Genomic DNA, 22,247 nt, shown 5'->3' on the forward strand with positions numbered 1-22,247 from the left:
CCGCGAAGCGCTCCCGTTAGAGGAACGCCTCGCGGCCCGTTCCTTCGCGCAGCACGAGTTCGTCATTTTCTATCGAGACGATCAGGCTCCTGGGTTTACCAGCGAGCTTTTTCGTTGCGCTGAGCTTTCTGCTTCGGACTTCCACTCCCACCGTGGCGCCTTTCGCCGGCAGCTCCACCGTGATTTCGTCGGCCATTCCCAACAGCATCTTGGTGGACACATCCCGTTCGGACACAGCCTCCTTGCCGTTGACGGTCACGCTCACGTCATCGGAAACAAACCCGTCCTGAAGGATGATGAGCAGTTCCTGCATGGTCCAACTACAGCACTAACAACGCTCCCGGCATAGGCCTTGCGGAACCGGACCTGAAAACTGTCGGTCATGTGAGGCAAACTGTCATGGTGACTCAATCTCTCCAGCACCAGTCAGCCGATTCTGCCATCCATCAACTCATCGCCAACGAACTCGGCGTGACGGCCTGGCAGGTCAAGGCCGCGGTGGAACTGCTCGACGCCGGATCCACCGTTCCCTTCATCGCCCGCTACCGTAAGGAAGTCACCGGGACGCTCGATGACACCCAGCTGCGCGATCTTGAGGAACGTCTCCGGTACCTGCGGGAGCTGGAAGAGCGGCGCAAGACCGTCCTGGAAGCGATAGCAGGCCAAGGCAAGCTGACCCCGGAGCTGGAAGCCGCCGTCGTGGGTGCTGACACCAAGGCGAGGCTGGAGGATATCTACCTTCCCTTCAAATCCAAGCGCCGCACCAAAGCCCAGATAGCCCGCGAAGCCGGGCTGGAGCCGCTCGCCGACGTCCTGCTCGCGAACCCGCAGCTGGACCCCGAAACCGAGGCCGCCAAGTACCTCAACGCCGAGCTCTCCATTGAGGACGCGGCAGCAGCGCTAGCCGGCGCCCGCGCCATTCTTGTGGAGCGCGTTGCCCAGGATCCTGACCTGGCCGAGGACCTGCGCGAGCGGCTCTGGAAGCAGGGGCGCATGGTCTCCCGCGTCAAGAAAGGCATGGAGGCCGAAGGCCAGAAGTTCAAGGATTACTTCGAGTTCACGCAAGTTCCGTCCGGTATGCCGTCGCACCGGGTGCTCGCCCTGCTGCGGGGTGAAAAGGACGGCGTACTTGAGCTGGACCTGGCCGAAGCGGACCCCGCCGACGACGACGCCCTGGCCGCCGCCCGCGGCCGCTACGAGAACGCTGTGGCCAAGTGCCTTGGGGTCGCCAACCACGGCCGTCCCGCCGATCTCTGGCTCACCCAGACTGCCCAGCTCGCCTGGCGCGGCCGCATTCTGGACCGTCTCACCACGGATCTTCGCGGACGCATGTTTGCCGATGCCGAGGATGAGGCTGTCCGCGTGTTCGCCGCAAACCTGCGTGACGTGTTGCTCGCTGCGCCTGCCGGCAACCGTTCCACGCTCGGCCTGGACCCGGGACTCCGCACGGGAGTCAAGGTGGCAGTGGTGGACGGCACGGGCAAGGTGGTTGCCACGGACACCATCTATCCCCACGCTCCGGCAAAGAAATGGGACGAGGCTTTGGCCACCCTCGGTCGGCTGGCAAAGCAGTACAAGGTGGAACTCGTGGCAATCGGCAACGGCACGGCGTCGCGGGAAACGGACAAGCTGGCCACCGAGCTCATCAAATCCCTTGAAGCCGCGGGTTCCAAGGGTGTCCAGAAACTCGTTGTTTCCGAGGCTGGCGCTTCCGTTTACTCGGCATCAGCCCTGGCAGCTTCCGAGCTCCCCGGCATGGACGTTTCACTCCGTGGTGCGGTCTCCATTGCGCGACGACTTCAGGATCCGCTGGCCGAACTGGTGAAGATCGAGCCGAAATCCATCGGCGTGGGCCAGTACCAGCACGATGTCACCGCTGCCAAGCTGGACCGCTCGCTGGATGCCGTGGTGGAAGACTGCGTGAACGCCGTAGGGGTGGACGTGAATACAGCGTCGCCCGCGCTGCTTAGCCGAGTGGCCGGCGTCGGACCTTTGCTGAGCGAAAACATTGTGGCGTACCGCAATGAGAATGGCCCGTTCGCCAAGCGGAGCGACCTCAAGAAGGTACCGCGGCTGGGCGCGAAGGCGTTCGAACAGTGCGCCGGCTTCCTTCGGATCACCGGGGGAGCGGAGCCGTTGGATGCTTCCAGCGTGCATCCCGAGGCCTACTCCGTTGCGCGCAAGATCCTCGTCGCGGCCGGCGGCGGACCCACCACTTCACTGGATCCGCAGGCATTCGTGGACGGCACTTTCGGACTGCCTACCGTCAAGGACATCATGTCCGAGCTCGAGAAGCCGGGCCGCGACCCCCGTCCCGCGTTCAAGGCGGCGTCATTCTCGGAGGGGATTGAAAAGATCTCCGACCTCAAGCCGGGCATGATCCTGGAAGGCACCGTCACCAATGTTGCCGCTTTCGGTGCTTTCGTGGATGTCGGGGTGCACCAGGACGGGCTGGTCCATGTGTCCGCGCTGTCCAACAAATTCGTCTCGGACCCCCGCGAGATCGTGAAATCCGGTCAGGTGGTGCGGGTCAAGGTGCTTGAGGCCGATCCCGAGCGCAAGCGCATCTCCCTGACCTTGAGGCTCGACGACGAACCCGGCACTGCGGGCGGCCGCGGTTCCGGTGGACGTTCCTCGGGTGGAGGCAACCCGGGTGCGCGGGACGCTGGAGGCCAGCGCGGTAGTGGGCAGCCGGGCCAACGCTCGGGTGGGCAGCGAGGTAGTGGGCAGCCCGGCCAGCGCTCGGGTGGTCAGCGAGGTGGTGGGCAGCCGGGCCAGGTTGATCGCCGCCTGGGCAAACCCCAGCAGTCCCAGGGCCCCCAGCCAACACAGCCATGGCCGAAGCTCTGCGCAGGGCTGGGCTCGGGAAGTAGCCGGGGGAACAATGTCCGATGGACGGCACCCCCAAACGGACTATTCACCACCGCGTGCGCTGGTGAATAGTCCGTTAGGGGGTGACAAGTGGGCTAGGGGGTTGCTGAGGGCGTCGGCTCCCGCAGGTGGGCATCGCCGTCGTGCTCTTTTTCCTTTTGCCACGGCCAGCGGCCGGTGATCTCCAGCTCGAGGGAGAAACTGAGGAATGTCCGGATCAGCACGATGATCGCCAGGACGCCCACGCTCTCGAACGTAGGGGTTACTGCGACGGTGCGGATGATGTCGGCTGCCACCAGGAGTTCCAGGCCCAACAGGATGGACCGTCCCAGCAGTTGCCGGTAAGCGCGATAAGGCGAAAACGGGGCGAGGCCGCTGGCTCGTTTGGGCTGGTAGCCGCGCAGGGCAAGCGGAATCGAAACGAGCGCTCCAACAACCATGACGGCCACGCCGGCAAAGTCCATGTACCGGCCAACTACTTCGATGATGTGCTGGAAATCCATGGTCCTCCCCGGGTGGTGCGCGCCGTGTGCCTCCACCGTCTCATACGGTGCCATGAAATCGACCCATAACAACGACGGCGGCACCTGGGTTCCGCGTAAAAACGAAACCCACGTGCCGCCGTCGCGCGTTGCTGTTACTGTGCCGGTGCGGGGACCGGGAAGAAGACCCGGGGATCCTGCAGCAGTGCCGGGTAATCGAAATCGGTGCGCTTGACCACGTCGGTGACTTCGAAGTTGCGGGCGAACTTGCCTTCAACCGTGATAGGCCTTCCATGGATCAAGCCGACAGCGAAGATCTGGCCGTCATCGAACGGGACGGCGATCTCGGTCTTGCCGGGAAGCGTATTGAAGGCCGCTTCCTGGGCTTGGCGTTTCCGCGTGGGCTTCTTCTCCAGCACCTTGGCAGGACGCTTCTTGGGGCCCTTGAGTTGGCGGCGGGACTTCTCTTCCGCGTACACGAATTGGTACTCGTCGGATTCCGGAGCTGCGGCAGCCTTGGCCTTGCCATGCGGCGGCATGCTCACGGTGGTGAGCTGTTCAGGGCGGAGGTCCTCCACGTTGGCGCGCAGGATCCAGAGACGGTCCTCTTCAGGGTCTTCGGGGTGGAACTCGTGCTTGGGCTCGGGCCAGATGTATTCCAGTTTCTCTTCGACGCCCGGGAAGAGCGGTCCGTAGAACTTGGGGTCTTTCCCAAGGAGCTTGGAACGGTGGCTGAGGTGCAGGTCCTCGTAGCCTAGCCATGGCGGCATGATGATCCTGGAGGCGTAGTCCGGGTGCGCGGCCTGGGGTGCGAACTCCGCGATGTTGTTGCGGGTGTTGTCCGGGTGGCCGCGCTGGATCCACTCGTCGGCCATCGCCAGGCCATACATGGTGAGCGCGGGGACGTGGCCCATCCACATACGGACGGCGGGGTGCTGCTGCCAACCGTACTCCGGGATGACCAGTGCGCGGAGGACCTGGAGGGCTTCGACGCGCTGTTTGCCGAGCCTTGAGGTGTCGAGCGCCGCGGCGCTCTCACGGAAATCGGCGAAAGGGAGGAAAGTCTGCATCCTTTCAGTTTGGGGGTCCCGCGGCGAAGAACCAAGTTGAGTGCTCCGGGACACGTGCACGGATGGGGCCTAGAGTTGTCGAGTGGAAACTTTTGGCGAGAAAACGACGACGACGGCGCCCCCGGTTGCCGAACTGCACCTGCACATCGAAGGGACTCTCCAGCCAGAGCTGATCTTTGCCCTGGCCGAACGCAACGGCATTGAACTGCCGTATGAAGACATCGAAGAACTGCGTGAGAAGTACGAATTTACGGATCTGCAGTCCTTCCTTGACCTGTACTACGAGAACATGGCCGTCCTGCAGACCGAGCAGGACTTCACTGACATGACCCGCGCCTACCTTCAGCGCGCCGCGGCCGGGGGAGTGCGCCACGCGGAAATCATGATGGATCCCCAGGCACACGTGTCCAGGGGTGTGCCGCTTGAGGTGTGCGTCAACGGTGTCGCGAATGCGCTCGCGACGTCGGAGGCAGACTTCGGCGTTTCGACGCTCCTGATTGCAGCGTTCCTCAGGGACATGTCCCAGGAATCCGCACTCGATGTGTTGGACCAGTTGCTCGCGATGCACGCCCCTATAGTCGGCATCGGGCTGGACTCGGCAGAGGTGGGCAACCCGCCGTCGAAGTTTGAGCGCTTGTTCCAGCGTGCCGGTGAGGCCGGGTTGCGCAGGATCGCCCACGCGGGCGAGGAAGGGCCGGCCGCCTACATCACCGAGGCGCTGGACGTGCTGCACGTGGAGCGGATCGATCACGGTATCCGCTGCATGGAAGACACGGAGGTGGTGCAGCGGCTCGTCGCGGAGCAGGTGCCCCTGACTGTTTGCCCGCTATCCAACGTTCGTTTGCGTGCGGTGGACAAGCTGGCTGATCACCCGCTGCCGGAGATGCTTGCCATCGGTTTGAACGTTTGCGTGAACTCGGATGACCCTGCCTACTTTGGCGGGTATGTAGATGACAACTTCGAGCAGTTGGCCAAGGTCCTTGAGTTCTCGGTTCCGGAACAGGCCACTTTGGCGGCAAACTCGATCCGATCCTCGTTCGCCAGCGACGCCCGGAAAGCTGTATTGCTGGATGAAGTGACCGAGTGGGTCAAGGCGTCTGCGCCTGCCCAATAAACCCTGAATAGGCGCCGGAGGCGAGACTCGTCGATCACTTCCGGCCCTTGGAATGTCATACTCGGTCACGACACACGGTGTTTACCAATATCAGTCGCGCGAATTAACAATTCATTGGCAAACTGCAAGGGATTATCCACCGTAGAAGGAGAAGCATGGGCGCGAACACCGCCGAGAACACCAACCTTCGTCTGAAGGCCGTACTGGACATCCTCGCCGAGGGCGTATGGTCTGGAGCCACGCTGAACGCAGGGGAAGTCCTGGCAGAGGCCATCGGACGCGTTCCTTTCAACGATCATGAGGCTGAACTTCTCAGTGGGGGCATTCCCCGCGGCCACAAAACCCTGACGTCGGCTTCGGCCAAGCTGGTCAAGGCCGGCTGGCTGGTCAAGGGACGTTCGGGCTGGACCATCCCGGAAGACGGCTTGCGGGCGACGGTCGCCTTCCCTGACGTTTCGGCTTTTGCAGAGGCCCTCGACGCCGGAACACCGGTACCAGCCGATGTTCCCGTGCCTACGGCCCCTCCCGCCAAGGCCAAAACGAAGCGTGCGGCAACGTCGAAGAAGGCTGCAGCTCCGAAGGCTGCCGCTACCAAGGCTGCCACCACGAAGGCGGCCGCTACCAAGGCTGCGCCGGCCGCGAAGAAGGCTGCCACTCGTAAGGCTCCTTCGAAGGCAGCGGCGGCTCCCGCCGTCGAGACCCTGCCGCAGCCGGACGCCGTGGCGATCGCCGGTGACTTCAACAAAATCCTGGGCGCTCCCGAAGACTGGGCTCCCCAGTACGACGAGGTCCAGATGGAGTTCAACCCGTTGGTTCAGGTATGGACCCTGACCGCCGACCTGCCGGCCGGTTTCTATACCTACAAGATCGCGCTGAACCGTTCGTGGGACGAGAACTATGGTGCGTTCGGCGTCCGTGACGGCGCCAACCACGAGCTAAACCACGACGGCGGCCCTGTCACGTTCACGTACAGCCACGCAACGCACGACATCGTGACGGCCTAGTTCCAGGTTCCTCCAAGTCCCAACTCCAAATTTGCTCCACGTTGGAGTTGGGACTTGGAGAAACGGGTCGTCCTGACGCGGGATGATTCGGGGGGTTACATTAGGTCCATGGCTGAGTCCCCAGAAACGCACGCCGGTCCTGCCAACGATGCTGTGAGGCTCACGGCTCGCGTGAGCGGCGTGGTTCAAGGCGTCGGATTCCGGTACTGGACCGCGCGAAAAGCGGACGAACTCCTCCTCACCGGTACGGTGCGCAACCGTTACGACGGCTCTGTGGAACTCGTGGCCGAGGGATCCACGGCGCATGTTGGCCGCTTCCTGGACTGGCTTAACTCACCACGGGCTCCAGGCAGGGTGGAGAACGTGGAATCAGACGTTTCCCCGGCGACGGGGGAGTTCGACGAGTTCCGGATAGTGGGCTAAACCCTTTGGTCAGGCCCCGGGAGACGACGTTGTGAGTCCAGACTCCACTCCTGCCAGCAGCAGTTCCTGGTCGTAGCACCCCCGCAGAATCCGCTGGACTGCACTGCTCAGGCGGTCTGTGCAGTATGTCCTGTCGCCTCGATGTAGTGCGCCAACGACTTCAACGCAGGCTGTGACGAAGCATCCCGCACAGCGTCCGCACCAACGGCGTTGGCCACTGCCAGGGCATGGCTGTGCTCAAGTCCGGAGCGAAGGGCCAGGACCAGCGCGGCGCAGAAAGCATCGCCGGCTCCGATCGTGTTCGCGATGTCCGTGACCCGAACCGCAGGAGCTTCGGCTACCCGTTCGCCGTGCTCGAAGATCGCCGAGCCCTCGCCGCCATACGTCACCGCAACAAGGGGTGCCGTGCGAAGGGCGGGGATCAGGGCGTACTCGGTTTCATTGACGATCACCAGGTCGCAGCGTTCCAGGAGTTCCGGGAGGATGGGCGCGGCGGGTGCCGCGTTGAGGGCAAAGTAGCCATTGGTTCGCCGGGCGGCTTCAAGCACCACGCTCTGGTCCACTTCAAGTTGGCACAGCACGGCTTCCTCGTCGGCGAAGGAGACTCCATGCACGGACACTTCGCCATTCGCGCCGGGGCACACAACGATCTGGTTCTCGCCATCGCCGTCTACCAGGACCAGCGCCGTGCCCGTGGCAGCATCCACCTGCGCGATGCCCTGGACGTCGACGCCGGCACTCGCCATTGCTTCGAGGAGGCTGCGGCCTGCTTCGTCCCGGCCTACTGCCCCCACCATGCGGGAAGCGCCGGCGAGCCGGGCTGCAGCCACGGCCTGGTTGGCGCCCTTGCCGCCGGGCTGCTGGCGGAGGACGGCCCCGCCGACGGTTTCGCCCGGCGTCGGGAGGCGGTCCGCGGTAGCCGTGATGTCGAGGTTGATGCTGCCTACAACGGTGAGTGCGGTGCTCGCGGGAGTCAAAATGGGCGCAGAAGACTGAGGGGAGGAGCTCATGGATGGACCTTTTCGGGAGGATTCAGGAGGACTGGATGACGGAGAGGTGGCCGGCCTTGGCGGCCACGAGGCATTTGGCCAGGTAGAACGGAGACCCGTTGCGGCGGACGTACTGAGTGAGGACCAGGACCGGCTCGGACGGGCGAAGGTCCAGCAACTTGGCGCGGCTGGGACCGGCGGTGCTCAGGCTGATTTCGCATTCGCCAGGTCCAAGTGACGCCCCCGGAAGCCCGCTGAGGACCTCCAGGAGGGTGGAAGCCGAAAGGGTGGGAGCTTCCGCCGCTTCTGAGAGTGCCTCGGCCTCGGGGATTCCCTGGGCGACGTTTTCCTGCAGGTGTGCCACGGGCTCGCCATTGCGGATCAGCACGCTTTCCCAAAACCAGCAGTCTTCGCCGGGCTGAACCCCGATTCCGGGCGCCACGAATTCCGAGGCAGGCTGTTTGATCGCAGCAACGCGCTTGACCTGGATGTCCTGGTCCGTCCCGCCAAGGAGTTGATCGAACGGGCGGATGTGTTCGATGCCGATCCGTGGCAGCGAATCAGCCACGAATCGTCCGACTCCACGCCGTGCCCTGGTGAGTCCGTCTTCCTCCAGCAGCATCAGCGCTTCCCGGATCACGGTGCGGCTGACGTCCATCATGACGCCCAGCTCGGTCTCGGTGGGGAGCAACGAGCCGGGAGGAAGGAGCTTGGTCCTGATTGCCTCGGCTATGCGTGAGTATGCCGCAACGCGCAAAGGCTGGCCGGGTTGCGGCGCAATGGGTCGGGACAGGAACTGGACGGCATTGTCGGTCAAGGGTGCCTCACTTGGTTTGGTTACGGACACTGTACCGGAAAAATGTGATAGGTTGCACAAGCTCGTAATACATGCTTGTATAACAACTCACATCTCGTGGCGCCGCCAGCGCCCTCGGACAAAGGAGTTTGATGTGAATATCCCCAACACCGCGGTAGAGGCGCAGCCTTCCGAAACCGCAGAAGCGACGACGGACACCCGCCCCGGCGGTCGTGCTGCAGTCCTGCTGATCACCACGCTGGTTCTCGCCGTATTGTCGTTCCAGCTCAACGCCAGCATGATCACTCCGGCACTCCCGCACATCGGTTCCTTCTTTGGCGAGACGCCCGAGGCCGTGGCGCAGGTGCAGTCCATGTTCTTCCTTGCGGGCGCCATCTCCGGACCCGTGATTGGACGCTGGAGCGATTTCATCGGCCGCCGCACCGCATTGCTCTTGGTCCTGGCCATCATGGGCGCTGGAACTGTGCTGTGCATCTTCGCCCCGAACCTGCCGCTGTTGGTCACTGGTCGCTTCATGCAGGGTGTCTCGAGTGCCATCTTCGCGCTCTCCTATATCGTGCTCAATGAATACCTGCCGGCCCGACTCTTCGGCACGTCCATCGGCATCATCGCTGCCATCAACGGCGGTGTGGGCGGTGTTGATGGCTACTTCGGTGGACTGATGGCTGAAACGCTTGGCTTCCAGTCGATCTTCGTTGCCGTGCTCGCCCTGGCCGCGATCGCCGTCGTGTGCGTCATCAAAGTAGTCCCGGGCGGGAAGTCCGGTGTGGCTCCGGGCCGGATGGACTGGTGGGGTGCAGGCTCGCTGTCCGTGTTCCTCGTGTTCATCACGTACTTCGTTTCTACAGGTTCTTCGGCGGGTTGGACCTCCCCTGCCGCGCTTGGCCTGCTCGCCGGTAGCATCGCGTCCTTCACCGCGTTCTGGCTCATCGAGAAGAAGCGCTCCACGCCGCTGGTCGCAGTGCACCACCTCCGTTCGCGCCAGGTATGGCCGGTCATCGCCACTACTGTGCTGACGCTCGCTGGCATCTTCGCGATCATCAACTTCACCGTGGTGCTTCTCAGCCAGGACAAGGACAACGGCTTCGGTTTGTCGGCCTCGGTCGCAGCATTGCTGTTCCTGACTCCGGCAGCCCTGATCGGCGTGTTCGCGGCCCCGCTCGCCGGCTGGATTGCCGACCGCCGCGGCTGGATCAAGACGGTCCGCGTCGGTACAGCCACCAGCCTGGCCTGCGCCATCGCGGCTGCCCTTTTCGCCGACAACCAAGTAGCCGTCCTTATCGCCATTGCAGCCTTGGGCATTTTCTACAACGGCTTCTTCCTTACTGCGATCAACGGTCTGTCCGTCCTGCTCTCGCCCAAGGAAGCGCCGGCTGCACTGCCGGGAATCAACGGCGCCTCCTTCGGCATCGGGGCAAGCCTCGGCGTCGTGGTTGTTGCCCCGTTCGCTGGTCAGGGCACCGCAGCCGGGTACTCGGCGGCGCTCTGGATCTCGGTATGCATCACCGTCCTCGCCTTCCTTGTCAGCCTGTTCATCACGGCACCCAAGGGCGAAAAGATCTAACGCCCGACGGCGGCACGCGGCACCGCGCGTTCGCCCCGTTCCTCTTCACAACACACCTCTTCACAACTGCCCGCATCATCCTGAAACGAGAGACCATGATCCAGACCACCGCAGCTCCCTTCTATCTCGACTGCGATACGGGAATCGACGACGCCCTCGCCCTCGCCTACCTGCTCGCAACCCCGCGGGCGGAACTCGTGGGCATCGGCACCGTGAGCGGTAATATCAGCGCCGCCGGTGGTGCCCGAAACACCCTGGACCTGCTGAAACTGGCCGGGCATCCGGACATCCCCGTGGCGATCGGCGCACATGACCCGCAGGTGGGCACCTTCCACGGCGGTGCACCGCACGTCCATGGCGACAACGGAATCGGCGGCGTGGAGCTGGTTCCGTCGGATCGTGAGCCCGTTGAGGCGACTGCTGCTGAGCTGCTGGTGCAGCTGGCACACAAGCATGCCGGGGAGCTGCGTATCGTGGCGATCGGTCCGCTGACCAACATCGCCGAAGCACTCCGGCTGGAGCCGAAGCTGCCGGAGCTCATCGCTGAAATTACCATCATGGGTGGTGCGGCCTTGGCCCCGGGAAATATCACTCCCGTTGCTGAAGCCAACATCGCCAACGACCCCGAGGCCGCGGCGGAAGTACTTGCCGCAGAGTGGAACCTGACGTTGGTTCCGCTGGACGTCACCATGACCAACGTCCTGGAGGAAACCCACCGCCAGGAGCTGCTGGCATCCGAGCACTCCGTTTCGAAGGCACTGGGCGAAATGCTTGGCTACTACTTCGGCTTCTATGTGGACATCTTCGGGCGGGCTTGCTCAGCGATGCACGATCCCCTGGCCGCTGCCATTGCCGTCAGGGGAGTGGAGTTGACGGTGGCGCCGACCGTTCGCGTGGAGGTGGACACAACAAACGGTCCCAGCCGCGGACAGACCGTGTGCGACCTTCGTGGACAGTACCTCGGGTTCCCCGACCAGCGGGGTGCGCGTTGCCGCGTGGTGCTGGAAATTGGCGAAGACTTCGCCCCGCACCTGCTGGGCACCATGCAGGCAGCCTGGCTCTCCGAAGAGGAGCTCACCGCTCCCGTCGCCTAACTGGCGGGAGGCAACAAGTAGCGACGACGACGGTGGGAAGGTCCCGCCGTCGTCGGGGCTTAAGCCGTTCCCATGGTTTAACGTGTCTAGGCGTACATGAGCGAGCCGGGCGTTGTCAGTGTTTCGCCTGTTTCGAGCCACGTCTTGAGCCCGGAGAGGATCATGGGCCAGCCGCCGTACAGCTGCTCGTTGGCGCCTTCGCGGAGTTGATCGTGCGTAACGATGAGGTGGCAGGAATCGCCCACGGGTTCGATTTCCCAGGTGATCCGCGACGTTCCTTCCGCTTTGACGTCCTCGCCCCACAGCGCTTGCATCGTCTGGACCAGCCGATGCGGGGGATCGACCTCGATGTTCTCGCCTTCGCCCAGGGGCTCCTCCGCTTTGACGTTCCGCATTTCGAACCGGCCGCCGGGAGTCCAGTCAGCCGTGAACGTGTTCCCGAACTGGTACTTGCTGCGGATTTCGCTGTTGGTGATGGCTTCCCAGAGCCGTTCCGGAGTGGTCTTTATGTAAATCTCGAAGATCTTTTCCATGGGACTTTCCAATCTGGATTTGAGGTCGCTGAGTGCAGCGGCCCATGGTTCTGCGTATTTGCTCACCCAGCGGTCATGGATGAGCCTGATGGGGACGGGGTTCAGGAAATGCAGCTTTTCACGACCTCGGCGGCGCGTGACCACCAGTCCGGCATCCTCCAACTGTTTGAGGTGCTTGGCGATGCCGAAGCGGGTCATCTCGAACCGGGCTCCGAGTGCGGAGGCGGATTGCCCGTCCTCGCGGAAGAGTTCGTCGAGCAGTTCCCGCCGGGTGGGGTCTGCCAGTGCCTTGAACACGGCGTCCATGGGTTTAGAATAGGTGACCATTTAGTCACGTGTCAACGGTTTTGGACTTGCCGTCTTGTTTCCGCGGACAGGGTCCTGGACCGTGCTTGGATAGTCGCATGCCTGCTACTCCGAGCGTTGCCGTCTGCGGCCCCGGCCTCGTGGAACCAGCTCATCCTCCTGGACCACCTTCCCGAGCCCGTCCCGCACATGCAGTTCGCGCGACGCGCCTGGGAGACAGTCGGCGGAACGTCGGCGGGGAAAGCGGTGCACCTTGCGGACCTGGGCATCGGCGTGCGGTTGTGCTCCCCAATTGGAGCTGACGACGACGGCGGGCGGGTCCTCCGCGCACTCACCAACGCCAGCGTCACGGTAGAAAAGATTGCCTCCGACCGGACTGAGCGCCACGTCAACCTCATGACCGACGACGGCAGCCGGGTTTCGCTCTACGTCTCGGTGCCTTCCACCCCCGCCGAGGAGGATCTCGCGACAGCGGCCGCCGTGGTGGCTGCAGCTGATCTTGCCATTATTGACCTCAGTGAATTTGGGGTGCTTCTGCTGGAGCGCGAAGAGGTTCACCAGACGCCTTTATGGGTGGACCTTCATGATTACGACGGAACCTCGGCGTACCATGAGCCGTTCCTGAGTGCGGCCGGCGTGGTGTTCATGAATGACGACAGGACAGATGATCCCTGGGCGTTGATGCATTCCTGCCTTGCGCGCGGGCCCCGGTTGGCCGTGTGCACTCTCGGTGCGGAAGGTGCTGTCGCCTTGGAAGCTGACGGTACGCAACATGAGATTCCAGCCGTTCCCGCGAACGTGGTGGATACCAACGGCGCCGGCGATGCGTTCATGGCCGGCTTCCTCGCTGCGACCCTGCGGGGCGCACCGGTTTTTGATGCCCTCGAGGCGGGGGCGGTTCAAGCCCGCGTCGCGATTGAGAGTGAGCATCTGCATCCGGTGCTGGGGCGTTGAGCACTGGGTAGGGCTGGTTTCAAGTCCGATAGTTTCTGAATTTCATCGGAAACAAAACTAGGTATCGGTTTCTACGTGCGCGCCATCACGGCCTCGTAGAGGTTTGAAAGTCCGAGTTTCCTCAATTCTTGGCTGCAACAACAGCTAATAATTACACTCCAGTTTCAGTTAGTGGACTGTTGTTGTTGCGTAAAGATATTGAATGCTGCCTATTCGATTGTCATGAACTTGAGCTCAACAAAGTTCAGGAGCACACGACCTCTACTTCTTTGAGGCTCTCTTATGTTCTGAGGGGTGTGTGGTGGTGGTTGCGTCGTGGTGTTTGGTGGGGGTCGATGTGTGGGGGTGGGGTGAACCAGGGTACGCCGGTGGTGGTGGTGATGGTCCATTGTTCTTTGTGGATGAGGTGGTGGTGGTGGCTGCAGAGCAAGGTGGCGTTCTCGGTGGAGGTGGTGCCGCCGTGTGACCAGTAGGTGATGTGGTGGGCTTCGCACCAGGGGGCGGGCATGGTGCAGTCGGGGAACGCGCAGCCTTGGTCCCGGGCGGTGATGGCTTTGCGGATGTGGGGCGGGAAGATCCGGGTGGTGCGGCCGATGTCCAGGATGCGGGAGTCGGTTCCGAGCAGGACGGGGAGGATGTCGGCGTCGCAGGCGATTTTGCGGATGGTGTTGGGGTGGATCGGGCCGGCGAAGGTGGCGGAGCCGGAGCTGAGCCGGGGGTGTTGCGGGCCGGGTTGATTCGTGGGGGTGCCGGTTGGGTGGGGCGGGGTGTTGGTTGCACGGGTTGGGGTGTTGGTTGCGCGGTTGGGGGTGTTGGCTGTGTTCCTGAGTTCCTGGAGGAGGTCGTGGTGGTTGATGGTGACCATGACCTGGGGGCGGAGTCCGCCGTTGGCGGGCAGTTTCCCGGTGGTCAGGGCCACACCGCAGGCACCGACGAGGCCGTCGAGGAGTTTCTGTGCCCGGGAACGGCGGTCAAGGTCCGGGCTGGCTGGTTCGTTCCCGCTGGCTTTGTTCCCGCCGTCACTGCCCTGGGCGGATCCTGATGCTTCGCCGTCATCCTTCCCACCGCCGCTCCAGTGAACGCTCTCGTCGCCTTCGATGGTGGCTGCCTTGGTTCCGGCGGCCTCGCTGTGCCCGGCTGCGTTGGTTCCGGTGGTGTCGCTGTTTCCGGTGGTGAGTCGGGGGTTGGTGGCGGTGTTCATGGCGGTGGTGAGTGTTTCGTATTGTTCGGTGGTGGCGAAGATTTCCAGGTGGTGCAGTCCGTGGCGGGGTTTGCGGATGAAGGTGCCTTGGAGTTGGCGGAGGATTTCTTCGCTGGGTTCTGGCCCGTCCTGATCGATCAGGTCGTTCCAGCGTTTGGTCATTTTCAGGACGAAGTCGGGGTCGGACCCGGCGGCGGTGCGGGTGAGGGCGTGTTCCATTCCGGTGAGGGTTTCTTCGTCGGTGAGGAGCCGTACTTTGTCCAGGGCGGCGGTGATGATGCTCGCTGACCGGGTGGGTATTTGTGTGGATTCGAGGGCTTGGGCCAGGATTTCGCGGCGGGCCGGGATGTGTTGCCCGGCGATTCCGGTCCCGGGGAGGACCTGGGAGGCCAGGGCGAGCCGGCGCCGGGCTTCGTTGATGCCGATCCTCAGGCGGGCCCGCAGGAATTCCGCGGCGTTGCGGTAGCCATCATCGGCCACCGCAGCAGCGTCCGCCGCAGCAACAGCACCGAACCCAGCAGCAGCATTGAAGCCAGCAGGGGTGGCGGATCCAGCAGAAGTATTGAAGCCAGCAGCAGCATCGGACCTTGCAGCTGTGGCTGTGGCTGTGGCGGGGTTTGGTCCTGTGGGTGCGGGGTTGGTCCAGCCTGTCTGCCATCCCGTGCCCGCCGCGGAGGAGGGCCGTGCCTGCTGGGCCTGGGTGCGGGTCCGTTCCACGGCGTGCGCTGCGATGACCTGCAGGTATTCCACGGTGCGGGCGATCTCCTCCACCCGCCCGGCGAACCCCGCGGCTTCGGCAAACCCGAACCCCGGGGCACCGGCCACGGTGACGGAACGCAGACTTTCCAAGGCCCCAACGCTCTCAGCCAGCGCATCCCCAAGTCCGAGCGCATCCCCAAGTCCCAGCGCACCCTGATGTCTTAGCGGACTCCCAAGTCCCAAGGAACCGCCCAGTCCTGGGGAAACAGGGGTGACTTCAGGATCGACCCTAATTTCAGGGTCGACCTCAGAGGTGGTGGTGAAGGATTTCGGTTCAATGCCGCGAAGCAGCGCCATGGCCCTGAGCTTCTCCGGATCAGCGCCTGCCGCAGCCGCCGCCGTCGGGCTTTCACAGCCGGCCTGGCCGCTGGCAGGACCGGTGTGGCTTCCTCGGGGAAGGCCCCGGGGGCGCACCACGACGCCAGTCAGAGCTACCCGACGCGCCAGAATGTCCCCAATGCTTCCCATGAATAAACCCTCTCACCAGGCTCATTAGCTCCCTTCCATGCGGAACCAGGAAACGCGGGAAATAGCGGCTGTTTGCTAGTGACTTGCTCCCGCAGAATGTCCGCGTGGCCGCAGTGCTGTGCGAGCTCGCGGAGCATGTGCAGATACACCCAGCGGAGGGGGAGCGGGCCACGTCGATTTCCGAGCACCAGGTCGTCCAGCCCTAAAGTCGAAGCAGCCAGCCGTGAGGCCTCGCACGCTGCGCGATGTGCCTGCTGAACGCTTGCGATCGTGTCGGTGTCCTGGAGAATGAACGACTCGTCAGGTGTGGCGGGGATGCCTATTTCGGTGCGCGAGCGGCACGTGATGGCCTCGTCAAACCAGACCTTCTCCACGAAGGTCGCGTGCTTCACCAAGCCCAGAAGAGTCGTGCGCGACGGCACCAGCCGTCGTCGTGCTTGTTCTTCCGGGAGTCCATCGAGGCTTTCGTTGAGGGCCCTACGGTGCTCATCAAGGAATGCATCGAATTGGGCCCGGGCGTCGTGTTTGATGACGTCGTCAGCGAAGGTCGGCGGGAAGGCGCTCATCCGAAAACCACCGTGCCGTCCCCGTCAATTCTCCAGCCGGGGTTGTGCGCGATTTCCCAGATGATGCCATTCGGATCCTTGACGTGGCCGTGGAAAATGCCCCCGAAAGCGCTGGACTGGGCAGGCTTCAGCAGGGTTGCGCCGGCAGATACCAGTTGCTCGATGGTGCTGGAAACTTCGGCTGCGGAGTCGACGTTGTGCGAAAGCGTCACGCCGCTGACACCGCCGTGTTGGGCGCTGCCGGCCAGGTCCTGGTCGAACTTCTCGGCATCGAATAACCCGAGCACCAACCCCGGTCCAACCTGGAAGAAAATAATCTCTCCGGGCACGTCCATGAGCGGATCCCAACCGAGCCCGTCCTTGTAGAACGAACGGGCACGGTCGAGATCCGCGGTGGCAAACGTGATGAAATGCAGTCGCTGGTCCATACGGCCATGCTAGCGACAGGGTACGACGGCGGGACTTAGCTCAGGTGCTGACGGGCGCCGTTGAGGTGGGAAGCCGGCGCCGCGAAGAGCGCAGAGACGTGGTCGCCAAGCTCGTTGACGTGGGTGTAGCCCGGAAACTTGCGGTGCGGAGCAGCTGCCTTCATTGCATCGTCAAGGAGCGCCTTGACCACGAACACCACCGCGGCGGATGTTTGTTCTTTGGGTTCAGTCTTGTGGCCGGACTGGGCTGCCTCGAAGCCGTCTGCGACACCGAGAACCCAGGCTTCGGAGGCGGCCCTTGATTGCGGCATAGCTGGCGCCCGACGCTGTGGGCTTTGCTGCAGCGACAGCCGAAACAATGGCCAGGCGTCCACGCGGCGATGCTTCCAAATCGGAGTAGAACGCGCGTGAGGTGTTGCGGAGGGTCGTCATGATGCTGGTGTGCAGGACGTCCCAGTCCTCGTCCTTCTGGCCAACGATTCCTTCGCCGCCACGCCATCCGCCCACAAGGTGGATAAGACCATCCACTGATCCGAACTCGCTCCTGACGGAACCTGCCAGGGCCTCTACCGATTCGGGGTCCGAAAGGTTGCAGGTGTACGGCACCACGCCGTCGTGGGAGGCAGCGAGTGCTTCAAGGCGGGCAGCGTCGAGATCCACGGCGGCCACACGGGCTCCAGCAGCAACCAGCGAGCCGACCACGGCTTGACCCGCGGCACTGGTGGATCCCGCAACGACGACGTTGAGGGGCTGAGTGGATGGGGTGCCGGATGCCACGTCGTTGTGGTCATTCGTGATTGGCAATGTGTGTCCTTCCAAAGGAAAAAGTGGTCAGAAGGAGCCTACCTAGTGATGAAGCTGACTTATCAATAAACGGCCTGAGCATAAGAATCTCTCATGCTCGCGTAGCTTTGACTCTGTCTGAGCGCACGGACGAGGTTGGCTCGGAAGTGGGAGGATGAATCTGTGGAACCCCTCTTCGACTTCCTGGGCAGTTACTGGTGGCTCATTTTCCCTATCGGCGGGATGGCCGGCGGGTGGGCAAGGTCATGGTCCAAAGCCAGCGAAGAGCGCCATCGCCGCAAGGTGGAGTTGTACAAGCTGAAGAACCAGCTTGCGGTGCACGAGCAAGCCAACCAGGCCGAGGTTGTCTCGTTGATGGCAACTCACGATGCCGTGAACCATAAATGGTTGGACTACGAGCTGGACGTTGGGAAGCTCATCGACTACCCGCTGATGACTGACGTCCGCGAACCTCTGACTGTCGCATTCCTCCGAGCCAAAAAGGAAGCGGACGGACTGCGGCCAGCCGCGGCAAAGGACATAACGACGCCGGCTCGGCTGGCTGAGTATCGGGCCGCCGTCCACAGCTTCGAACTCGCTTTCGATGTGGCCGAACGCGAAGCCAGGCGCATCAAGGACAGCAACTTCACTGGCCCGGAACGTCAAAGACTGGCAACGGCGCGGAAGCTGCTGCGTATTGCAGAAGACTCCGCAGCTACCCCGGCAGAACGTCAAACGGCGTACAAGCGTGCGCGCAAGGAACTCGATGGCCTGATCGTCCTTCCGGAGGCGACCGTTGCTGCCCTCGAAGGCAGAATCGCTGGAATGCTCGGCGCGCGGCAAGACCCTGACACGGACGCACGGATCGCTTGACGGGGACAGCGTCTTCGCTTTCTGACCTTCTTTGAATCCCGGGCGGCCGTCTTGCATGGGCAGCCCGTGGTGCAGATGGCTGAGACGGCTATGCGGGCGCTGCTTCGGCATCTTGAAGGCGACGAGGAGTTGCCGCAGCGGATCGAGCTCGGAACGGAGCTTGTGGTGCGGGGTTCCACCGCGGCCCCACGTCCGGGCAAGTAGCCCTAACGTCTGTTTTCGGTTTCAAAGCCCTGCCTCGGGAGAGCGGCCTGGGGGCACGACTATGTCCCAGATATTGAACAACAGACCGCTCATCAGTAAATGTTCATTATCATCAACATTTCTTGAAAGGGCCGATATGGTGAATATATGCAACATTCTGAGGAGACGCCCTTCTTTCGAGCTATTGATGCCAAGTCCTTTGGAGCGGCTATCCGTGGTGCCCGTCAAGAACGCGGATTGACCCAGGGTGAGCTGGCCACGGCCATCAAGGCCAGTCGGCACACAATTGTGCGCCTGGAGCAGGGCGAGAATGTCTCCTTGGAGACGGCCATGGCCGCCGTGCGAACGCTAATGCGGGACGTTGCTTTAATTCCACGCTTCGCAAGACTGGACGTGAAGAGGTGAATGCAGGGAAGCGTCTGGCGGTTTGGCTCCATGGGCGACACATCGCCTGGCTGACGGGCACATCGATGCGGCCCAAACTGGAGTATCTTCCTGAGGTTGTCGCCGAGTACGGCGCGGGGGCGGCACTACTCTCCCTGTCCCTACCACTCCGGCGGGAAGCGATGGTGGGGCCTGAGGTCTACAACTTCTTCGACGGACTGCTGCCCGAAGGTCAGGTCCGGGCGCATCTTGCGTCCATGGCAAAGTCTTCCACCACTGACATTAAGGCGCTCTTGGCGAAGGTGGGTGCCGACTGCGCTGGAGCGGTCCAAGTACTGCCGGAAGGGGTGGATCCCTCGGGCGTTGGCGGGCTGCTCGAAATGTCGGACGCGGAAGTCGTAGCCGCCGTTGAGTCCCTTCCCACCTGGGACCTACCGGACGACTTTGCCATCTCAACATCGCTGGGAGGTGTTCAGTCCAAGGTTCTGCTAACTCGGCAAGGTGACAAGTGGTGTTGGCCAGCCAATGGAGCGGGCTCAACCCACATCATAAAGCCGGACCCCCTGGATTCCCCCATTCCACATCTCCTTGCCGCAGAGCACTGGGCGCTGGAGCTGGCCAGTACTGCTGGATTGGCATCAGCAAAAACATGGATCCAGCATTTCGGAAGTCGGGATGCATTGATTGTTGAGCGGTATGACCGTACGGCCGAAAGCGTCCGAATTCACCAGGAGGACTTTACCCAGTTGTTAGGCCTCTCCTCGGCGGCGAAGTATGACCAATCGACCACCGCGCCTTCGCGCTTGACCAAGGTTGTCGAAGTGGCGGCATTTCACTCAAGAAGTCCTGAGGTTTTCATGACTGATTTGCTGAAAGTGGTTACCTTCAACGTCCTCATTGGCAACGGCGAAGCGCACTCAAAGAACTATTCCATCCTCATTGGCGAATCAGGTGAAGTTACTCTAGCGCCCGTGTACGACGCGGCGCCCACCTTGTTGCTGTACGCGCGTAGCTCGAACGCCGGTCACTCCATCGCGGGGCAGGCGCGGCTCAACTACATCACGCTTGATCACCTGCGGCGGGAAGCTGCAGCCTGGGGTCTGGATATGGACGTTGCGCGTGGAGTCATCGAGGAAACCGTGAAGGCTCTCGCGCAGGCCGGGGTTCCTGCACCGCAAGCAATCCAACACTTGCCTGACCTTATAGCCAGACGTGCCGACGACCTTTTGGCGGGCAAGTCGGCCAGGCGGGAGTAGCAAGTCGGCCAGGCGGGAGTAGGTGCCCACACGGCGATTGGTCGTTGACGTCCCGGGCGTGGTGCTTTCGTCTCAGCCCCGGCCCATGCTCGTCGATGGGTCCTGGTCACCCTCGGACGGGTCTGCCCGGAGTTCGTCCGGGGTTCCATCAGGCAGGCCTGCGGGTCCGGGGACGTCGCCGGATGCGGCGGGTACGTCGCGGTCGCCTTCCCGGTCCTGGTTCATGTCGCTGTCTGTTACTCCGGCAGTGCGGGCCGAGGGTTCCTCGTGGGCCTCGCCGTCGCCAGCCACAGCGAACGAGCGGCCCGACGTTCCCTGCGCCTGCTCTTCAGGCGTGTCCGAGTCCATTGCGTTGGAACCTTCGCTGATGGAGGAGTGGACATGGATGTCGTCGTCCTTCTCGTTTGGCTCCGGAACCTGCCCTTTGTCAACGGGATCGGACGTGCCGGCCAGGTCTTCCATCGCGTTTTCGGCGGCTTTACGGATGCTGTCTTCAACGCCCATCAGAATTCTCCTTTGCACGAATGGGTCCGGTGGCCGGACTCGAATAATAAAGTAAGCCTACTTACTTTCTGTTCGATGTGACACCCTGCCCGGATTGACAAAGTGGGCCCCGGTTTGATTCATGTATCTGCAGGTCAGCGCATGTCGTGCCGCACTTTGTACCGTTGAACGTTGGGCGATATGGTGTCTTCAGACCGTTTTGCAGAGGGTGGCAATATTCGCTCCTTTGCTGTCTGCTGGGGACGCTTTTCAGTCAGTAGGAACGTGCCACATGGTCAACCCCCGCCCCGAGCAGGAAGCTCTCCAGAACGGATATTTTCTGGATCTGGTCCTGGGCAGTGAAGACGTCGAGGCTTTTCTCGGCGATCTCGCTTCTTTCTCGGCAGAGAGCCTCTCTCACCGCAAGTCTCCTGTTTATTGCGGCATTACAGTCCTTCGTCGCAAGAAGTCGGCCACGGCCGCAAGCAGTGATGACCGTGCCCGCGTCATGGACGAACTCCAAAACACCTTCGAAGGCCCTTGTCTTACGGCCATGGACAAGCTGACCTCCGTATTGGTCCCGGATCTTCTTCGCGAACACCGTTGGCCGGAGTATGTTCAGGCCGCCTCCCATCAGGGGCTTCGCTCCATCCTGAGCGTGCCGCTGCTGGTCGAGGGGGATACCCGCGCTGCCCTGAACCTCTACTCAGAGCGGACCAATGCATTCAGTGACGATGATGTGGAACGCGCCGAAGTATTCGCATCGCACGCTTCGAAGTCACTGCGGCTCGCCTTGAAGATCGCGCAACTGAGCGATGCGCGGAATGACCTTGCAGCTGCGATGCAGTCTCGCACGGTGATCGACCTCGCGGTGGGTGCGATCATGGCGCAGAACCACTGCAGCCAGGAAGAGGCCTTCACCATCCTGCGGACTGCCTCCAGCAATCGGAACATCAAGCTGCGGCATTTGGCCCAATCGATCATCGCTGCCGTGTCCTCGGGGAGGATTACGACGCACTTCGAGGAGTAGGGGGACGACGAGTTTGGGGGTGGTGTTTCACCCCACCCGCGTCCACGGATTGGCTGTATTGACTGCCTTGCACGGGACGCAGTCTCCGGAAACGTGTTTCAACACAAGCATCTTGCCTTCGACGGCCCACTCATATATCTCTTGGGCCGGCTGACCCTTCGCAATTGTCATTCGATTGCCATCAGTGGACCACGTGTCTTCAACATGCGCATTCGCGGGTGCCGGGCAGTCTGGCAGGGGCTTCTGATCAATCGCGAATTTGCCATCTTCCTTGAATTCCCAGCTGAACGTCCCAGTGTTGTCACACAAGAATTCCTGCTTGAAATCGGGAACCACCCGTAGGGCATCTTCCTTCGTGACTGTGGAAGCCCATGTTCCGACCAATGCATGTTTTTGGTCCGGTGTGGCTGCTGGTGCACAGGATGAAAGCAGGATGGTGACCAGAATCGCAACGGTGATTCCGGCTGTGGAGATCGCAGTTTCCTTGGCGGCGCGTGTCCCGTGCTTCATGATTGCTCCGCTCCTCCGCGTCGCCAATTTGTCTCGAGCCCAGTCAGACGCAGATTTTCTTGGAAAGAACGCTACTCCCGA

The 22,247-nt window shown here is 62.4% G+C and carries 24 protein-coding genes and 1 pseudogene; 12 read left to right on the plus strand and 13 right to left on the minus strand.

The features are described 5' to 3' along the window. Nucleotides 1–16: 16 nt before the first annotated feature. Nucleotides 17–313, minus strand: coding sequence for a hypothetical protein (locus LDP01_RS15720; protein WP_223936138.1), 297 nt, complete (start codon nt 311–313; stop codon nt 17–19). 86 nt (nt 314–399) lie between these two features. On the opposite strand from LDP01_RS15720, the gene LDP01_RS15725 reads away from it, so the two are divergent. Beyond that, entirely contained in the window at nt 400–2,943 is a 2,544-nt protein-coding gene (locus LDP01_RS15725) for a Tex family protein (protein ID WP_224091310.1), read from the plus strand. 23 nt (nt 2,944–2,966) lie between these two features. On the opposite strand, the gene LDP01_RS15730 is transcribed toward LDP01_RS15725, so the two are convergent. After that, entirely contained in the window at nt 2,967–3,374 is a 408-nt protein-coding gene (locus tag LDP01_RS15730) for a DUF1622 domain-containing protein (protein WP_224093875.1), read from the minus strand. A 134-nt stretch (nt 3,375–3,508) separates the two neighbouring features. After that, nucleotides 3,509–4,423, minus strand: a complete 915-nt coding sequence (locus LDP01_RS15735; protein WP_224091311.1) for an MSMEG_6728 family protein — start codon at nt 4,421–4,423, stop codon at nt 3,509–3,511. An 82-nt stretch (nt 4,424–4,505) separates the two neighbouring features. Here LDP01_RS15735 and LDP01_RS15740 point away from each other — a divergent pair, with 82 nt between their 5' ends. From LDP01_RS15740 to LDP01_RS15750, 3 genes are all read left to right on the plus strand, one after another. Continuing rightward, nucleotides 4,506–5,537, plus strand: a complete 1,032-nt coding sequence (locus tag LDP01_RS15740; RefSeq protein WP_224091314.1) for an adenosine deaminase — start codon at nt 4,506–4,508, stop codon at nt 5,535–5,537. Between the two features lie 155 nt (nt 5,538–5,692). Continuing rightward, nucleotides 5,693–6,541: a pullulanase X25 domain-containing protein gene (locus LDP01_RS15745; protein WP_224091316.1), complete on the plus strand. Its 849-nt coding sequence runs from the start codon at nt 5,693–5,695 to the stop codon at nt 6,539–6,541. 108 nt (nt 6,542–6,649) lie between these two features. Beyond that, nucleotides 6,650–6,964, plus strand: a complete 315-nt coding sequence (locus LDP01_RS15750; protein ID WP_224091317.1) for an acylphosphatase — start codon at nt 6,650–6,652, stop codon at nt 6,962–6,964. Between the two features lie 107 nt (nt 6,965–7,071). Here the strand turns inward: LDP01_RS15750 and LDP01_RS15755 are convergent, their stop codons facing one another. Beyond that, the gene (locus LDP01_RS15755; protein WP_224091318.1) at nt 7,072–7,974 is read right to left on the minus strand and encodes a ribokinase; all 903 of its coding nucleotides are present in this window, start codon (nt 7,972–7,974) and stop codon (nt 7,072–7,074) included. 22 nt (nt 7,975–7,996) lie between these two features. Continuing rightward, nucleotides 7,997–8,770, minus strand: coding sequence for a GntR family transcriptional regulator (locus LDP01_RS15760; RefSeq protein ID WP_224091319.1), 774 nt, complete (start codon nt 8,768–8,770; stop codon nt 7,997–7,999). Between the two features lie 133 nt (nt 8,771–8,903). Between LDP01_RS15760 and LDP01_RS15765 the strand changes: the two genes are divergently transcribed. After that, complete coding sequence (locus tag LDP01_RS15765) at nt 8,904–10,334, plus strand: MFS transporter (protein ID WP_224091321.1); 1,431 nt, start codon at nt 8,904–8,906, stop codon at nt 10,332–10,334. A 95-nt stretch (nt 10,335–10,429) separates the two neighbouring features. Continuing rightward, entirely contained in the window at nt 10,430–11,428 is a 999-nt protein-coding gene (locus LDP01_RS15770) for a nucleoside hydrolase (protein ID WP_224091323.1), read from the plus strand. An 86-nt stretch (nt 11,429–11,514) separates the two neighbouring features. On the opposite strand, the gene LDP01_RS15775 is transcribed toward LDP01_RS15770, so the two are convergent. Next, nucleotides 11,515–12,267: an ArsR/SmtB family transcription factor gene (locus LDP01_RS15775; protein WP_224093877.1), complete on the minus strand. Its 753-nt coding sequence runs from the start codon at nt 12,265–12,267 to the stop codon at nt 11,515–11,517. Between the two features lie 117 nt (nt 12,268–12,384). Here LDP01_RS15775 and LDP01_RS15780 point away from each other — a divergent pair, with 117 nt between their 5' ends. Next, nucleotides 12,385–13,221 carry a carbohydrate kinase family protein gene (locus tag LDP01_RS15780; protein WP_224091325.1) on the plus strand — a complete coding sequence of 279 codons (837 nt, stop codon included), beginning with the start codon at nt 12,385–12,387 and terminating at the stop codon, nt 13,219–13,221. Nucleotides 13,222–13,501: 280 nt separating this feature from the next. On the opposite strand, the gene LDP01_RS15785 is transcribed toward LDP01_RS15780, so the two are convergent. The 5 genes and pseudogenes from LDP01_RS15785 to LDP01_RS15800 all read right to left on the minus strand — a co-directional run bounded on the left by LDP01_RS15785 (nt 13,502) and on the right by LDP01_RS15800 (nt 17,447). Beyond that, a complete protein-coding gene (locus LDP01_RS15785; RefSeq protein WP_224091328.1) occupies nt 13,502–15,649 on the minus strand; it encodes an HNH endonuclease signature motif containing protein in 2,148 nt (715 codons plus the stop codon). Nucleotides 15,650–15,723: 74 nt separating this feature from the next. After that, nucleotides 15,724–16,215: pseudogene (locus LDP01_RS15790) on the minus strand (DinB family protein); the annotation flags it as partial. Then, complete coding sequence (locus LDP01_RS15795) at nt 16,212–16,643, minus strand: VOC family protein (RefSeq protein WP_224091338.1); 432 nt, start codon at nt 16,641–16,643, stop codon at nt 16,212–16,214. The pseudogene LDP01_RS15790 and the gene LDP01_RS15795, both read right to left, overlap by 4 nt. A 35-nt stretch (nt 16,644–16,678) precedes the next feature. After that, nucleotides 16,679–16,834: a hypothetical protein gene (locus LDP01_RS23765; protein WP_346658929.1), complete on the minus strand. Its 156-nt coding sequence runs from the start codon at nt 16,832–16,834 to the stop codon at nt 16,679–16,681. 34 nt (nt 16,835–16,868) lie between these two features. Next, a complete protein-coding gene (locus LDP01_RS15800) occupies nt 16,869–17,447 on the minus strand; it encodes an SDR family oxidoreductase (protein ID WP_346658930.1) in 579 nt (192 codons plus the stop codon). 162 nt (nt 17,448–17,609) lie between these two features. Between LDP01_RS15800 and LDP01_RS15805 the strand changes: the two genes are divergently transcribed. From LDP01_RS15805 to LDP01_RS15820, 4 genes are all read left to right on the plus strand, one after another. Next, nucleotides 17,610–18,299 (plus strand): hypothetical protein, encoded by a 690-nt coding sequence (locus LDP01_RS15805; RefSeq protein WP_224091340.1) that lies wholly within the window; start codon nt 17,610–17,612, stop codon nt 18,297–18,299. A gap of 75 nt (nt 18,300–18,374) precedes the next feature. Further along, nucleotides 18,375–18,503, plus strand: coding sequence for a hypothetical protein (locus LDP01_RS15810; RefSeq protein WP_263433774.1), 129 nt, complete (start codon nt 18,375–18,377; stop codon nt 18,501–18,503). A gap of 147 nt (nt 18,504–18,650) precedes the next feature. Beyond that, on the plus strand, nt 18,651–18,908 hold the full coding sequence (locus tag LDP01_RS15815; RefSeq protein ID WP_224091342.1) for a helix-turn-helix transcriptional regulator: 258 nt from the start codon (nt 18,651–18,653) through the stop codon (nt 18,906–18,908). After that, nucleotides 18,905–20,143 carry a type II toxin-antitoxin system HipA family toxin gene (locus tag LDP01_RS15820; RefSeq protein ID WP_224091344.1) on the plus strand — a complete coding sequence of 413 codons (1,239 nt, stop codon included), beginning with the start codon at nt 18,905–18,907 and terminating at the stop codon, nt 20,141–20,143. The genes LDP01_RS15815 and LDP01_RS15820 overlap by 4 nt, the downstream gene beginning before the upstream one ends. A 72-nt stretch (nt 20,144–20,215) precedes the next feature. Here the strand turns inward: LDP01_RS15820 and LDP01_RS15825 are convergent, their stop codons facing one another. Further along, nucleotides 20,216–20,647: a hypothetical protein gene (locus tag LDP01_RS15825; protein ID WP_224091345.1), complete on the minus strand. Its 432-nt coding sequence runs from the start codon at nt 20,645–20,647 to the stop codon at nt 20,216–20,218. A 271-nt stretch (nt 20,648–20,918) separates the two neighbouring features. Here LDP01_RS15825 and LDP01_RS15830 point away from each other — a divergent pair, with 271 nt between their 5' ends. Then, nucleotides 20,919–21,656 carry a GAF and ANTAR domain-containing protein gene (locus tag LDP01_RS15830; RefSeq protein WP_224091346.1) on the plus strand — a complete coding sequence of 246 codons (738 nt, stop codon included), beginning with the start codon at nt 20,919–20,921 and terminating at the stop codon, nt 21,654–21,656. Between the two features lie 27 nt (nt 21,657–21,683). On the opposite strand, the gene LDP01_RS15835 is transcribed toward LDP01_RS15830, so the two are convergent. Next, on the minus strand, nt 21,684–22,166 hold the full coding sequence (locus tag LDP01_RS15835; protein ID WP_224091347.1) for a hypothetical protein: 483 nt from the start codon (nt 22,164–22,166) through the stop codon (nt 21,684–21,686). Between the last annotated feature and the right edge of the window lie 81 nt (nt 22,167–22,247).

The organism is Arthrobacter sp. StoSoilB13, assembly GCF_019977255.1.
GTDB lineage: Bacteria > Actinomycetota > Actinomycetes > Actinomycetales > Micrococcaceae > Arthrobacter.

Bases quoted from the DNA above. Each gene is read 5' to 3' on its own strand.
- LDP01_RS15795 (WP_224091338.1), bottom strand. From the start codon at position 16,643: ATGGACCAGCGACTGCATTTCATCACGTTTGCCACCGCGGATCTCGAC.
- LDP01_RS15830 (WP_224091346.1), top strand. From the start codon at position 20,919: ATGGTCAACCCCCGCCCCGAGCAGGAAGCTCTCCAGAACGGATATTTT.
- LDP01_RS15720 (WP_223936138.1), bottom strand. From the start codon at position 313: ATGCAGGAACTGCTCATCATCCTTCAGGACGGGTTTGTTTCCGATGAC.
- LDP01_RS15725 (WP_224091310.1), top strand. From the start codon at position 400: ATGGTGACTCAATCTCTCCAGCACCAGTCAGCCGATTCTGCCATCCAT.
- LDP01_RS15730 (WP_224093875.1), bottom strand. From the start codon at position 3,374: ATGGATTTCCAGCACATCATCGAAGTAGTTGGCCGGTACATGGACTTT.
- LDP01_RS15745 (WP_224091316.1), top strand. From the start codon at position 5,693: ATGGGCGCGAACACCGCCGAGAACACCAACCTTCGTCTGAAGGCCGTA.
- LDP01_RS15735 (WP_224091311.1), bottom strand. From the start codon at position 4,423: ATGCAGACTTTCCTCCCTTTCGCCGATTTCCGTGAGAGCGCCGCGGCG.
- LDP01_RS15835 (WP_224091347.1), bottom strand. From the start codon at position 22,166: ATGAAGCACGGGACACGCGCCGCCAAGGAAACTGCGATCTCCACAGCC.
- LDP01_RS15775 (WP_224093877.1), bottom strand. From the start codon at position 12,267: ATGGACGCCGTGTTCAAGGCACTGGCAGACCCCACCCGGCGGGAACTG.
- LDP01_RS15810 (WP_263433774.1), top strand. From the start codon at position 18,375: ATGGCTGAGACGGCTATGCGGGCGCTGCTTCGGCATCTTGAAGGCGAC.
- LDP01_RS15755 (WP_224091318.1), bottom strand. From the start codon at position 7,974: ATGAGCTCCTCCCCTCAGTCTTCTGCGCCCATTTTGACTCCCGCGAGC.
- LDP01_RS15785 (WP_224091328.1), bottom strand. From the start codon at position 15,649: ATGGGAAGCATTGGGGACATTCTGGCGCGTCGGGTAGCTCTGACTGGC.
- LDP01_RS15815 (WP_224091342.1), top strand. From the start codon at position 18,651: ATGCAACATTCTGAGGAGACGCCCTTCTTTCGAGCTATTGATGCCAAG.
- LDP01_RS15770 (WP_224091323.1), top strand. From the start codon at position 10,430: ATGATCCAGACCACCGCAGCTCCCTTCTATCTCGACTGCGATACGGGA.
- LDP01_RS15750 (WP_224091317.1), top strand. From the start codon at position 6,650: ATGGCTGAGTCCCCAGAAACGCACGCCGGTCCTGCCAACGATGCTGTG.
- LDP01_RS15825 (WP_224091345.1), bottom strand. From the start codon at position 20,647: ATGGGCGTTGAAGACAGCATCCGTAAAGCCGCCGAAAACGCGATGGAA.